The 12,332-nt window shown below is 30.4% G+C and carries 14 protein-coding genes; 7 read left to right on the top strand and 7 right to left on the bottom strand.

What is annotated here, in order from left to right; translation table 11 throughout:
- Window positions 1-131: 131 nt before the first annotated feature.
- Window positions 132-584: a low molecular weight protein-tyrosine-phosphatase gene (locus ACTF56_RS08010; RefSeq protein WP_438966377.1), complete on the bottom strand. Its 453-nt coding sequence runs from the start codon at window positions 582-584 to the stop codon at window positions 132-134.
- Window positions 585-2,012, bottom strand: a complete 1,428-nt coding sequence (dnaA, locus tag ACTF56_RS08005) for a chromosomal replication initiator protein DnaA (RefSeq protein WP_438966376.1) — start codon at window positions 2,010-2,012, stop codon at window positions 585-587.
- 186 nt (window positions 2,013-2,198) lie between these two features.
- Between dnaA and ACTF56_RS08000 the strand changes: the two genes are divergently transcribed.
- Complete coding sequence (locus ACTF56_RS08000; RefSeq protein ID WP_438966375.1) at window positions 2,199-2,600, top strand: acyl-CoA thioesterase; 402 nt, start codon at window positions 2,199-2,201, stop codon at window positions 2,598-2,600.
- Here the strand turns inward: ACTF56_RS08000 and ACTF56_RS07995 are convergent.
- From ACTF56_RS07995 to ribD, 4 genes are read right to left on the bottom strand one after another with little or no spacing between them, the layout of a single operon-like run.
- Window positions 2,595-3,218, bottom strand: a complete 624-nt coding sequence (locus ACTF56_RS07995; protein ID WP_438966374.1) for an IMPACT family protein — start codon at window positions 3,216-3,218, stop codon at window positions 2,595-2,597. The genes ACTF56_RS08000 and ACTF56_RS07995 overlap by 6 nt on opposite strands.
- A gap of 2 nt (window positions 3,219-3,220) precedes the next feature.
- A complete protein-coding gene (locus tag ACTF56_RS07990) occupies window positions 3,221-4,078 on the bottom strand; it encodes an EamA family transporter (protein WP_438966373.1) in 858 nt (285 codons plus the stop codon).
- Window positions 4,075-4,683 (bottom strand): HAD-IA family hydrolase, encoded by a 609-nt coding sequence (locus ACTF56_RS07985; RefSeq protein WP_438966372.1) that lies wholly within the window; start codon window positions 4,681-4,683, stop codon window positions 4,075-4,077. Before ACTF56_RS07985 ends, ACTF56_RS07990 begins: the two co-directional genes overlap by 4 nt.
- Window positions 4,676-5,719 (bottom strand): bifunctional diaminohydroxyphosphoribosylaminopyrimidine deaminase/5-amino-6-(5-phosphoribosylamino)uracil reductase RibD, encoded by a 1,044-nt coding sequence (gene ribD, locus ACTF56_RS07980; protein WP_438966371.1) that lies wholly within the window; start codon window positions 5,717-5,719, stop codon window positions 4,676-4,678. Before ribD ends, ACTF56_RS07985 begins: the two co-directional genes overlap by 8 nt.
- Window positions 5,720-5,757: 38 nt before the next feature.
- Here ribD and ACTF56_RS07975 point away from each other — a divergent pair, with 38 nt between their 5' ends.
- The 3 genes from ACTF56_RS07975 to ACTF56_RS07965 all read left to right on the top strand — a co-directional run bounded on the left by ACTF56_RS07975 (window position 5,758) and on the right by ACTF56_RS07965 (window position 7,596).
- Window positions 5,758-6,234: a GNAT family N-acetyltransferase gene (locus ACTF56_RS07975; RefSeq protein ID WP_438966370.1), complete on the top strand. Its 477-nt coding sequence runs from the start codon at window positions 5,758-5,760 to the stop codon at window positions 6,232-6,234.
- A 32-nt stretch (window positions 6,235-6,266) separates the two neighbouring features.
- Window positions 6,267-7,121: a peptide chain release factor N(5)-glutamine methyltransferase gene (gene prmC / locus ACTF56_RS07970; protein WP_438966429.1), complete on the top strand. Its 855-nt coding sequence runs from the start codon at window positions 6,267-6,269 to the stop codon at window positions 7,119-7,121.
- 118 nt (window positions 7,122-7,239) lie between these two features.
- A complete protein-coding gene (locus ACTF56_RS07965; RefSeq protein ID WP_438966369.1) occupies window positions 7,240-7,596 on the top strand; it encodes a four helix bundle protein in 357 nt (118 codons plus the stop codon).
- A 90-nt stretch (window positions 7,597-7,686) separates the two neighbouring features.
- Here ACTF56_RS07965 and ACTF56_RS07960 read toward each other — a convergent pair whose 3' ends face one another.
- Window positions 7,687-8,928: an ABC transporter permease gene (locus tag ACTF56_RS07960; RefSeq protein WP_438966368.1), complete on the bottom strand. Its 1,242-nt coding sequence runs from the start codon at window positions 8,926-8,928 to the stop codon at window positions 7,687-7,689.
- A gap of 183 nt (window positions 8,929-9,111) precedes the next feature.
- Here ACTF56_RS07960 and hisS point away from each other — a divergent pair, with 183 nt between their 5' ends.
- The 3 genes from hisS to ACTF56_RS07945 form a co-directional block, all read left to right on the top strand.
- On the top strand, window positions 9,112-10,482 hold the full coding sequence (gene hisS, locus ACTF56_RS07955; protein ID WP_438966367.1) for a histidine--tRNA ligase: 1,371 nt from the start codon (window positions 9,112-9,114) through the stop codon (window positions 10,480-10,482).
- A 571-nt stretch (window positions 10,483-11,053) separates the two neighbouring features.
- Complete coding sequence (locus tag ACTF56_RS07950) at window positions 11,054-12,031, top strand: M14 family zinc carboxypeptidase (RefSeq protein ID WP_438966366.1); 978 nt, start codon at window positions 11,054-11,056, stop codon at window positions 12,029-12,031.
- A gap of 29 nt (window positions 12,032-12,060) precedes the next feature.
- A partial coding sequence (locus ACTF56_RS07945; RefSeq protein ID WP_438966428.1) for a transposase occupies window positions 12,061-12,332 on the top strand: 272 nt, incomplete at its 3' end.

Raw genomic sequence — 12,332 nt, 5'->3', positions numbered from 1 at the left:
TTATATTTATTAAGTATCTATAAAGTGCAATGGTTAGATGTATTGGTATTATATACTTTTGAAATCATCATGTGTAAAATATTAAGACTTAATATTTATTTAAACCTTTAAAAATAAATTTTTTGATAAGGCTATTTCATTTTTGCAGCTATAACCTCACAAGCTTTGTCTAGCATGTTAAAAACTTCTTCAAAACCGCTTGTTCCTCCATAATAGGGATCAGGAACTTCAAGGTTTTTGTTGGGATGAATTTCGTTTAAAATCAGTTTTACTTTTTGTTTTGATTTTTCGTTAGGAGCTAATTTGATTACATTATCAAAATTAGATTGATCCATAACATAGATGGTATCAAAAGTAGTAAAATCATTCTTCGTAAATTGACGACATCGCTGTTTGGAAATATCTATTCCGTGATTTTTGGCTACAGCAATAGAGCGCTTGTCTGGTAATTCACCTATGTGATAACCAGCAGTTCCTGCACTGTCTACAAAAATAGAGTGGTGGACTTTTGATTCTAAAATACCATGTGCTAAAGGAGAACGGCAAATGTTTCCCAGGCAAACCATAAGTACTTTATGACTCATTTACAAAGTAAGCTTTTTATTGATGTCGTCTACAAACTTTTTGAATTGTTTGTCTGTAGTTACCAAGTTATCAACGGTTTTACAAGCATGTAAAACGGTAGCGTGATCTCTATCTCCAATTTGAGAGCCAATATTTGCTAAGGAGTTTTTAGTGTACTTTTTGGCAAAGAACATAGCTAATTGACGTGCTTGTACTACATGTCGTTTTCTGGTTTTAGATTGTAATGTATCTAAATCTAATTGGAAATAATCTGAAACTACTTTTTGAATGAAATCAATAGAAATTTCACGTTTGACGTTTTTAACAAATTTTTCTACAATTTGTTTGGCTAGTTCAATAGTAATTTCACGTTTGTTGAAAGAAGATTGTGCTATTAAAGAGATGATAGCACCTTCTAATTCTCTAACGTTTGATTTTATATTTTTAGCAACATATTCAATGATTTCTTGTGGCATTTCTACACCATCTCTGTACAATATGTTGTTTAATATTGAAATTCTTGTTTCGTAATCTGGTTGATGTAATTCAGCAGATAATCCCCATTTGAAACGAGACAATAAACGTTGTTCAATGTCTTGCATGTCAATAGGAGCTTTGTCAGAAGTAAGAATTACCTGTTTTCCATTTTGGTGTAAATGGTTAAAGATGTGAAAAAATACATCTTGTGTTCCTGATTTTCCTGATAAGAATTGAACGTCATCAATAATTAACACATCTATCAATTGATAAAAATGAATAAAATCGTTACGTGTGTTTTTCTTAACAGAATCAATATATTGTTGTGTGAATATTTCTGCTGAAATGTATAAAACTGTTTTTTCAGGATATTTATCTTTAATTTCTATACCAATGGCATGGGCTAAGTGTGTTTTTCCTAGACCAACACCACCAAAAATTAATAATGGATTGAATGATGTCCCGCCTGGTTTGTTAGCAACAGCCATACCGGCACTTCTTGCCAATCGGTTGGAATCACCTTCAAGAAAATTGTCAAAATTATTATTTGGATTTAATTGCGATTCAATTTTAAGATTTCTAATCCCTGGAATGATGAAAGGATTTCTCAATTCAGCACTTTTGTTAACAACAGGATAATCGACTTCTTGTGGTTTTACGCTAGATCTTTGAGCACTTGGTAATTGTTCAGTGAATGGAGTATTGTTGCCGTAAGTGTTTTCCATTTTAATTTTGTATAACAACTTTGCAGATTGTCCTAATTCTTTTGTTAAAGCAACCTTCAACAATTTCACATAATGCTCTTCCAACCACTCGTAAAAAAACTTACTTGGAACTTGAATATATAGTGCATTATCGGTTAGTTCAACTGCCTTTATCGGTTCAAACCAAGTTTTGAATGCTTGATCTTGAATATTATCTTTAATAAAAGCTAGGCAGTTATCCCATACTGATTGTGCAGTTCTAGACATAAAATTCTTATTAATTAGTTTGTTTTGTTTATTTTTGTAGGTGTATAAATGTAAAAATACATCTTTATTTTTGGGAGAACAAATATGTGAACAAATATTTAATAAAAAAAACAAAACAGGGGTTGATTTTTAAAAAAAATAGTTGTATTGCGATATTTGTTGTAAGAAAATTATATAATGAAATTTATGAAAGAACACGAAATTAGCGTTAGAGTACGATATGCAGAAACCGATCAAATGGCTGTAGTTTATCATGGTAATTATGCACAATATTTTGAAATGGGTCGTGTGGAATGGCTGAGAAATATGGGGGTTTCCTATAAATGGATGGAAGATAACGGAATTATGTTGCCAGTAGTTTCTTTGACTATGAATTATAAGAAGCCCGCTCGTTACGACGACCTTTTAACAATCAAAACCATTTTTAAAAGTCAGACTTCTGTGAAGATAGAATTTGACTATGAAATTTACAATGACAAAAGAGAATTGTTAACAACTGGCTATTCTATGCTGGTTTTTGTTGATATGAAAACCTTAAGACCCACAATTCCAACCTCTTACGTGTTAGACAAAATAAAAGACCTATAAATCTTCTTTTGGAGTGATTTTTATTTCAAAAATGTTGTTGAAAATGTCGAATATTTGTTCGGCATTTTTTTTTCGAGTTACTATTTCGATTTCGCAACTCATTTCCATTTTTTGAGCTGCAATTTCTAGATTTTTTTCTTTGATAATTCGCATCACTTTATTCATGTTTTTATAATCAAACGCAATCATAAAATGAATGTTGATTGTTTTTTCAATAATTTCAGATGCTTCTAATGCCATTTGAGCTGTAGTTTTATATGCACTAATTAAACCTCCAACGCCTAATTTAACTCCTCCAAAATAACGAACAACCACTACTAAGACATTGGTCAATTCAAACGATTGAATTTGTCCATAAATAGGCATTCCAGCACTGTTATTAGGTTCACCATCATCATTCGCTCTGTAAGAAATATTTTCTGTACCTGTTTGATAAGCGTAACACCAATGTCGTGCCGAATGATGTTGCTTTTTTAAAGTTTCGATAATTTCCTTTACTTCTTCTTCATTTGAAATGGGATAAGCATAACCAAAAAATTTGCTGTTCTTTTCTTTGAATAAAGTTTCCTCGGAAGGTTGTAAAATGGTTTTAAAGATGTCTTTTAATTCTTTGCTCATTTTTATAATGTCACTAAAATTACAGCAATTACAGCCAAGGCAATACCAATATAATTTTGTTTAATTAATTTTTCTTTGAATAATAGGATGCCAAAAAAAGTTGAAAGCAAGATTACACCTATATTTATTAGGGTAAAAATGGTAGCACTTTCTAAATTTTTATTTTGAAGCGCTTTAATTAAAAAATACAGTGAAAAATAGTTTGGAATACCTAAGCATATACCTCCTAAGATATTTTTTCCTTCCCATTTAAGATTTCCTTTTATGAATTTGAGAATTGAAATGATAACTCCAAATAGAAACGCAGATAAAAATGTAGTGGCTGAAAACAATGCAACTTCACTTTCTTTTAAATGGGTATGTTGCATGTAATTCATGCTTGTATCAATAATTCCAGCGCCGAAAAACAAAAGAATGGGTAATATGAAATTCTTAATTTCAATGGTTCCAGTTTCTTTTTTTGAAGTGAAATAAACAGCAATTAATGCTAAACAAATTCCAATAACTTTTTGAAAAGTTACGGTTTCTTTAAAAAAGAATATACCAAATAATATAGGGATAATCATCGACATTTTGCTAGAAACTGAAGCTACAGAAACGCCATTTTCTTGAGAAGTTTTTCCTAAAATATTGAATACTAAAATAAATAATCCACCTAACAAGAAACTGCCTAAAATCCATGATTTATCTAAAATTGAATTGAAGTCCAGCGTTTCTTCTGAAATTAGTATTCCAACAGTAAATGCAGTACAATAATTAAAGACAATGGCTTGAAAAGTGTTGATTTTAAATCTAGTAAAATACTTAAAAACAATATAAAGCACACTTGAAAAAAAGATGGCAAGTATCAGATTTGTCATAGGTTGTTTTGGATAAATTTTTCTAATTCAATCACATCTTCTTTTCCGACTTGTAAATTCCAAACTAAAAGACCTGTTTTTTTAGCAGCCTCTGTATTTTCTTTTTTGTCGTCTACAAACAAAGTTCTTTTGGGATTCAATTGGTGTTTTTCAATTACGTGTTTATATATAGACTCATCTGGTTTTCTCATTCCCATTTCAAAAGAATAATACACTTTTTCAAAACAAGCAATGAAATGATTATGAAAATCTAAACCTACTTTGCGTTTGACTTCTTCAATATGAGTATAATCGGTGTTGCTCAATAGGAACAATCTATATTTTGTAGTTAATGTTTCTAAAAATTCTAATCTATATTCGGGAAAATCTGCTAAAATACTATTCCAAGCTTTCTTAATTATCTCAACTTCAACAGTTGGAATTTGTTTTTGGAATCCTGTTAAAAATTCATTTTCAACAATATGTCCAATTTCATACTTGTGATTTAATTCTTTTAATGCATCATTCCATTCGGTTAAACCAATTTTCCTTAATTCTTCTTCAACTTTTGGTTTATCTAAATTGATGAAGATGTCACCAAAATCAAAGATAATAGTATCAATCATAATTTTTCAAGGTTACAAGTTTATCATCCAAATTAGTTTTTGATTCAACTATTTTGCCTTTAATTTTAGGAGCTTTTGTTCCGTTTTCAAAAATATTTTTTCCAGTAAAAATTAGGGCTTCATCCCATAAATTTTCATCAATAAAACTTTGTATGGTTTTACTTCCACCTTCAATAATTACAGACTGAATTTGATGTTTTACTAAAATATTTAAAGTGTTTTCAATTAAATTTTCATCAAATTGACAAAGTTCATATATACAGTTTTCAGTAGATTGAAATCTATTATTTTCAGTTAAAATTAGAGTTTTAATGCTGTTATCTTTTACATGAAATTGAGTATCAATTTTTCCAGATTTATCCCAAACAATTCGAATTGGATTATTTCCTGAGAAATCACGAGCATTTAAACTTGGATTATCGTCTAAAACAGTTTGCGTTCCAACGAAAATGGCTTGTTCTTCGGTTCTCCATTTGTGTACTAATTGCCTAGAGTATTTGTTAGTAATCCATACTGGTTTTTGTTCGTCTTTGGTTAAAGGAGCAATGAATCCATCAGCAGTTTCTGCCCATTTCAAAATAATATATGGTCTTTTTTTATTGTGAAATGTAAAAAAACGTTTGTTCAGTTCATGACATTCCTCTTCTAAAATTCCAACAGTTACATTTGCATCAGCTTCCATGAGTTTTTTGATGCCATTTCCAGCCACTTTCGCAAAAGGATCAAGAGTTCCAATTACGACATACGGAATTTTATGAGCAATTATTAAATCGGCACAAGGTGGCGTTTTTCCAAAGTGACTGCAAGGCTCTAAGCTGACATAAATAGTAGCTTTGGAAAGTAAGGATTTGTCTTCAACAGAATTTATCGCATTAACTTCAGCATGAGATTCACCTGCTTTTTTGTGCCAACCTTCGCCAATAACTTTATCGTTATACACAATAACACTTCCTACCAATGGATTTGGATAAGTAGTTCCTAAACCATTTTTGGCTAGTTCAATGCAACGATTTATGTATTTTTCATGCTTGTTCATCTCACAAAAATAGTACTTTTGTTTTAGAAAATATTTTTATGCTGATTAGAAAAATTAAAAAAGAAGATAATACTCAAATAGCAAATGTAATACGTGCTATTTTTCACGAATTAGATGCTCCAAAAGTTGGAACTGCTTATGCTGACCCAATTTTAGATACTTTATATGAAGTTTATCAAATGCCACGTTCGGTTTATTATGTCGTTGAAAATGATGGAAAAGTAGTTGGTGGTTGCGGGATAGCACCTTTAGAAAATGGTGAGCCTGCTGTTTGTGAGTTGCAAAAAATGTATTTCGCTCCTGAAATAAGAGGAACAGGTTTTGCTGAAAAAATCATAGAAAAATGTTTGGAATTTGCCAAGACTCAAGATTTTGAATTGTGTTATATTGAAACTTTATCTTTCATGACAACGGCTCAAAAACTCTATAAAAGATTAGGTTTTGAAAATATTGATGGTCCAATGGGAAATACTGGTCACAACAGTTGTGAAGTTTGGATGACAAAGAAGTTGTAATGGAAAAATAGTTGTAAGAAGCATAGTTAATGATGATTTTAAAAGAATATAAGTTACATATTATTAATGAATTAGAATCCATTTTTGATTTACAAGAAATAGAAAGTTTCTTTTATATCATAACCGAATTTCTACACCAAAAAAAGCGAATCGATTTAGCTTTGGAACCTAATTTTTCAATCAACGCAATTGAAGTTGAAAAATGGAATGCTATCATAGCACAATTAAAACAAGAAAAACCAATTCAATACATTTTAGGAGAAACCGAATTTTATGGTTTACGTTTTTTAGTTAATGAAAATACTTTAATTCCGAGACCAGAAACCGAAGAATTAGTTGACTTAATAATTAATAGGCAAAAGGCAAAAGTTAAAAGTAAAAAGTTAAAAATTCTAGACGTAGGAACAGGTTCAGGTTGTATTGCTATAAGTTTGGTTAAGAATTTACCAGAAGCAAAAATTTTTGCTTTAGATGTTTCTGAAAAAGCTTTAGAAACTGCTAAAATGAATGCTGAAATAAATAAAGTTGAAGTTGAATTTTTGCATCAAAGTATTTTAGAAACAGAAGATTTAAAACAACAATTTGACATAATAGTTTCCAATCCACCTTATGTTCGCAATTTAGAAAAAGAGGAAATCAAGAAAAATGTATTAGAATACGAACCTCATTTGGCTTTGTTTGTAGAAGATAATGATCCTTTGATTTTCTACAGAAAAATTGCTCAATTGGCTCAAAAAAATCTTTCTGAAAATGGAAAACTGTATTTTGAAATCAATCAATACTTAGGAAAAGAAACGGTTGATCTGCTTGAAAGTTTAGGTTTTCAAAACATTGAATTAATCAAAGATGTTTATGGAAATGATAGAATGATACAATGTACGAGCTAAGAGGTACGAGGTAAGAAGTACGAAGTACCAAATACGAAGTAAGAAATGTATTTGAATTATTAAGTATGATATTTATATTTACTATAATTTACTTAAAAATAAAAATATGAGAATTGATATGAAAGTAAGAACAAAAAAGTTTACAATTGATTGTGCTATTTTATGTTCCAAGTTACCTCATTCAAGAGAATTTAATACTTATGTTAATCAGCTTATAAGAAGTTCCAGTTCAGTAGGAGCAAATTATAGAGCTTCTCAGCGTGCAAAATCAACAGCCGATTTTATTAATAAATTAAAAATTGTTGAGGAAGAAGCCGATGAAAGTAATTTTTTTCTTGAAATAATTTTAGAAATCAATAAAAATCAAGAATTAACAACAGAAATTGAATCACTACTAAAAGAAGGAAATGAAATTTTAGCCATTATAGTAGCTTCAATAAAAACAACAAGAAATAATCAAAACTCAAAAAAGTAAACTCCTAAAATAAAACTGAATATTTTGTACCTTGAACTTAGTGCTTCGTATTTCGTACTTTGTATTTCGTACTTTGTATTTCGTACCTCATTACTCATATCGCAAAGCCTCAACAGGATCTAATTTTGCTGCTTTTAATGCTGGAATCAATCCGGAAACAATGGTAACTATTATGGTTGTCAATAAAGTTGCAATTATAGCCAACCAAGGCGTACTAAATTTGAAATTTAAAACGGCTGCTATTAAATAACCGGTTGAAATTCCTAATATTAAACCTAATAATCCACCTAATTGACTGATTACGAAAGTTTCTGTTAAAAATTGCCACCCAATAGTACTTTTTCTAGCGCCTAACGATTTTCTAATACCAATTTCTCTGGTTCTTTCACTCACAGAAACCAGCATAATATTAGTTAATGCTATTGTAGAACCAAAAACGGTCAATAATCCAATAACCCATCCAATTATACTTAAAAAATCTACTTGATCTAACAAAGTTCTTCTTAAATCGTCGCTTCTTTCAATACCAAAATTGTTTTTTTCAACTGGACTTAGTTTTCTAATTTGTCTTAAAGTTAAAATTGCATCATCAACAGCAGCATCTAATAATTGTTCATTATTTACTTTTACATCTAAATCATAATTTATATTAGGTGCAGAAAATAATGAACGAGCCACTTGATTGGGAATTAAAACGCGCAAATCTTGACTGTTTCCAAAAGTAGAACCTTTTTCTTTTAAAACTCCAATGACTTTAAATTTGGCACCTCTTATGGAAATGACTTTATCAATCGGATTTCTATTGGCAAAAAGCCCTTTTTCAAAATCAGAACCTAAAACACAAACATAATTATTGTTATCAATATCAAAGCTGTTAAAATTCCTTCCTTTAACCACTTCTAAACCTTTATTGGTGCAAAAGTTTTCGTCTACACCTAAAACGCTAATTTCTGGATCAGTTTTGTCAATGTCATGTTTTACTTCAATACCAGAAGCTGCAGTAAAAGACAAAGAAGTTGTGGTAAATGGATATTTATAATCTTCCACAAATGCTTTAGCTTGCGGATAACTGATGATTGGATTTACTTTTTGTTCCACATCATTTTGATTGATTTCAGACGAAAAGTCATATTGTGATATGGAAAATGCATTAGAACCCATAGAAGCAAAATTGCTTAAAATGGTATTCTCTAAAGCAGTTACCAAAGTTAATACACCAACTAAAGCCCATATTCCTATAGCAATAATTAGTACTGTTAAAGATGTTCTTAAGGCTTGACTTCTTATGGAATCAAGTGCTATTTTTGTGTTTTCTTTAAATAATCCGACCATGATATATTAGACTATAGAGTTTCAAAATTGTTACAAAAAAAAAGTAATTAGTAAAAAGTGATTAGTAATTAGCATTATAATTTTTGTGAATGAGTATTATATTCGATATTTGCATTTTAAAAAGAATTTGTTTTTTCTTTTGCCTGAAAATCCAAAATCTGAATATCCGAAAATCAAACAAAAATGTCTAAAAAACCAAGCATACCAAAAGGAACTAGAGATTTTTCTCCAGCTGAAGTAGCTAAGAGAAACTACATATTTTCAATCATTAAATCTAATTTTGAAAAATTTGGATTTCAACCTATTGAAACTCCTTCTTTTGAAAATTCTGATACCTTAATGGGAAAATATGGGGAAGAAGGTGATCGACTTATTTTTAAGATTTTGAATTCGGGTGATTATTTGTATAAAGTTCCAGCTGAGGAATTACAAACTATAAACTACAAACAATTAACAGGAAAGATCTCAGAAAAAGCGCTTCGTTACGACTTAACTGTACCTTTTGCAAGATACGTAGTACAACACCAAAACGAAATTGAGTTTCCTTTCAAAAGATATCAAATCCAACCCGTTTGGAGAGCAGATAGACCTCAAAAAGGACGTTTTAGAGAGTTTTACCAATGTGATGCAGATGTTGTGGGTTCGACTTCGTTATGGCAAGAAGTAGAGTTAGTGCAATTATACGATTCAGTTTTTAGTCAATTGGGATTAAAAGGAACCACAATCAAAATTAATAACCGTAAAATTTTATCGGGAATTGCTGAGGTAATTGGTGCTTCAGATAAATTAATTGATTTTACAGTAGCTTTAGACAAGTTAGATAAAATTGGAGAAGTTGGTGTAAAAAAAGAAATGCTTGAAAAAGGAATTTCTGAAGAAGCTATCGAAAAAATCCAACCTTTATTCAATTTCACTGGAACTATAAATGAAAAAATAGAAAAACTTTCCAACTTACTTTCGACATCGGATGAAGGAAAAAAAGGAGTAGAGGAGTTGCAATTCATTTGTGAAACAATTCAAGAATTAGGGTTACAAACAGCTTCATTAGATTTAGATGTAACTTTAGCTAGAGGTTTAAATTACTACACAGGAGCCATTTTTGAAGTCGCTGCACCAAAAGAAGTCGCTATGGGTTCTATTGGAGGCGGTGGAAGATATGATGACTTAACGGGAATTTTTGGTTTAAAAAACATGAGTGGTGTTGGAATATCATTCGGTTTAGATAGAATTGCTTTGGTAATTGAAGAATTAAACTTATTTCCTGAAACGGTTACTGCAACTTCAAAAGCCATGTTCATTAATTTTGGTGATAAAGAAGCTTTGTATAGTATGAAAGCGATTGCTAAATTAAGAGCTGAAAACCTAAAAGTAGAGCTTTATCCAGACAATACAAAAATTGGAAAACAGTTTCAACATGCTGATAAAAGAGGAATTCCTTTTGCTATTTTAGTGGGTGAAGAAGAAATGTCTCACCAAGAATTTACTCTGAAAAATTTAGCTACTGGTGAACAACAAAAAGTAGACCTTGCAACATTAGTTACTCTCTTAAAATAATTAAAAGCTAATCTTTGTATTTGATTTTAGGACCTGTAATTGATTTGAATATGGATATTGACAAAGAAGCAAAAAAAGTTGTTTGGTCGTTGCAAAACAATAAACGAACCAAAGAGGAACGTAATGTTTTTAAACCCACTGGAAAAAAACCTATGGTTAAAAATAGTATTTACTTAGTAGTGGTGCTTCTTGGGTTATTTGTTTTGAGTTTTTTATTATCACAGTTTGAAAACAATAATTATGAAATTTGTTTAACAAGTTTACTTTGTTTCTTCACTAAGGAGAATACATTTTTTTACACCTTTTATATTTTCACTAATATAACTGTTGTGGTTTTGGGTATCTTTTTGGCTTATTATATAGGTAAGACCCTTGGAAATAAATTTAGAATTTAACTTTTACTTTTAAATTACTTAATAATAGCCTTAATTGTTAATAACTTTTGGTATTTCTTTTTAAAAAATCACTTTAGCGACGTAATTCGACTTTCGTCGATTTTACAGTTTTCCCTTACCTACTTATTAACAATTCTCTCTACTTTTGGATACCCAAATTAATTAAAATACTTAAAATGAAAAAATCCTACTTTATAGCACTTCTGTGCTTATTTGTTATTGGTTTGACTTTTGGACAAAACATTCCTTTCACAAAAGTATCTCCTACACTCCTAGAGGAAGCTATTGAGCCTCCAATTTACAAACGAGTAAAAATCTCTAAAAGCATACCTAATTATTTTGAGAGATTAATTAATTCTGGCGTGGATATGCAATGTGGTGCAACCTATAACATGGATTCAGTTATATTGGAATTATCAGAAAATGATTTGTCTTCCTTAACGGCAAATGGTATTAATTACACGGTTGTAGTAGAAAATCTTACTCAATACTATTCAGAAAGAGCTCAGAAAGATATGGCAAGAGTTCAAAGTGAATTAGCAGTGGACAAGTCAAAAAACACTATGTTGCGTTCGTCATCGGTTAGAAATATTGTTGTTAATAATATTGGCCAACATAATGACTCTCAAGAAATAGATTTTAAAACGCCACAAAATTTTAATATTCCAAGTACATTTGGAGGTTGTTTAACAAATTCACAGTTAAATGCTGAATTAGATAAGATGCGTCAAATGTATCCTCATTTAATTTCAGTAAAAGCAAATATTTCACCAACTAATCAATTAACGCATCAAGGACTTCCTGTGTATTTTGTTAAGATTTCTGATAATCCTGATGTTAATGAGGCAGAACCACAAACTATGTACAACGGAATGATTCATTCTAGAGAAGTAGCTAGTATGATGAACTTGGTTTATTACATGTGGTATTTGTTAGAAAATTACGAAAACGATCCATTTATCAAGAATCTTGTCGATAATAGTGAATTATATTTTATACCTGTACTTAATCCTGACGGCTTAGAATGGAATGAAAGAATTGCACCAAATGGAGGTGGAATGCAAAGAAAGAATAGAAGATTAGGTGTTTGTAATACTTCGTCAGGAGCTTCAAGTACTGCTAATACATTTGAAGGAATTGATTGGATATACTAATTTAGCTTCCAGTTAAAGTTAAGAATAAAATTTTATTTTTAACATATGAAACGCGAGAGAAAATTTATGATCCAGCTTTTAAGACTAAAGCAGTCCAATTAAGTAATGAAAGAGCTAATATTTCAGAACTGGCTAGAGAACTTGGAATAAAAGTGACCTTACTTTACAAATGGCGAAAAGAATATGAAGAATTTGGAGACGGCAGTTTTCCTGGAAAAGGAAATCTTAAGCTAACACCAGAGCAAGAAAAGATTCACGAATTAGAGAAAAAGTTGAAAGATGCAGAGCTAGAACGTGATAT

Source organism: Flavobacterium sp., assembly GCF_965657075.1.
Lineage (GTDB): Bacteria > Bacteroidota > Bacteroidia > Flavobacteriales > Flavobacteriaceae > Flavobacterium.
Note: the sequence above shows the minus strand (reverse complement) of the source record. Positions and strands in the feature narration are given on the sequence as shown.

Bases quoted from the DNA above. Each gene is read 5' to 3' on its own strand.
- ACTF56_RS08010 (WP_438966377.1), bottom strand. From the start codon at position 584: ATGAGTCATAAAGTACTTATGGTTTGCCTGGGAAACATTTGCCGTTCT.
- dnaA (WP_438966376.1), bottom strand. From the start codon at position 2,012: ATGTCTAGAACTGCACAATCAGTATGGGATAACTGCCTAGCTTTTATT.
- ACTF56_RS08000 (WP_438966375.1), top strand. From the start codon at position 2,199: ATGAAAGAACACGAAATTAGCGTTAGAGTACGATATGCAGAAACCGAT.
- ACTF56_RS07995 (WP_438966374.1), bottom strand. From the start codon at position 3,218: ATGAGCAAAGAATTAAAAGACATCTTTAAAACCATTTTACAACCTTCC.
- ACTF56_RS07990 (WP_438966373.1), bottom strand. From the start codon at position 4,078: ATGACAAATCTGATACTTGCCATCTTTTTTTCAAGTGTGCTTTATATT.
- ACTF56_RS07985 (WP_438966372.1), bottom strand. From the start codon at position 4,683: ATGATTGATACTATTATCTTTGATTTTGGTGACATCTTCATCAATTTA.
- ribD (WP_438966371.1), bottom strand. From the start codon at position 5,719: ATGAACAAGCATGAAAAATACATAAATCGTTGCATTGAACTAGCCAAA.
- ACTF56_RS07975 (WP_438966370.1), top strand. From the start codon at position 5,758: ATGCTGATTAGAAAAATTAAAAAAGAAGATAATACTCAAATAGCAAAT.
- prmC (WP_438966429.1), top strand. From the start codon at position 6,267: ATGATTTTAAAAGAATATAAGTTACATATTATTAATGAATTAGAATCC.
- ACTF56_RS07965 (WP_438966369.1), top strand. From the start codon at position 7,240: ATGAAAGTAAGAACAAAAAAGTTTACAATTGATTGTGCTATTTTATGT.
- ACTF56_RS07960 (WP_438966368.1), bottom strand. From the start codon at position 8,928: ATGGTCGGATTATTTAAAGAAAACACAAAAATAGCACTTGATTCCATA.
- hisS (WP_438966367.1), top strand. From the start codon at position 9,112: ATGTCTAAAAAACCAAGCATACCAAAAGGAACTAGAGATTTTTCTCCA.
- ACTF56_RS07950 (WP_438966366.1), top strand. From the start codon at position 11,054: ATGAAAAAATCCTACTTTATAGCACTTCTGTGCTTATTTGTTATTGGT.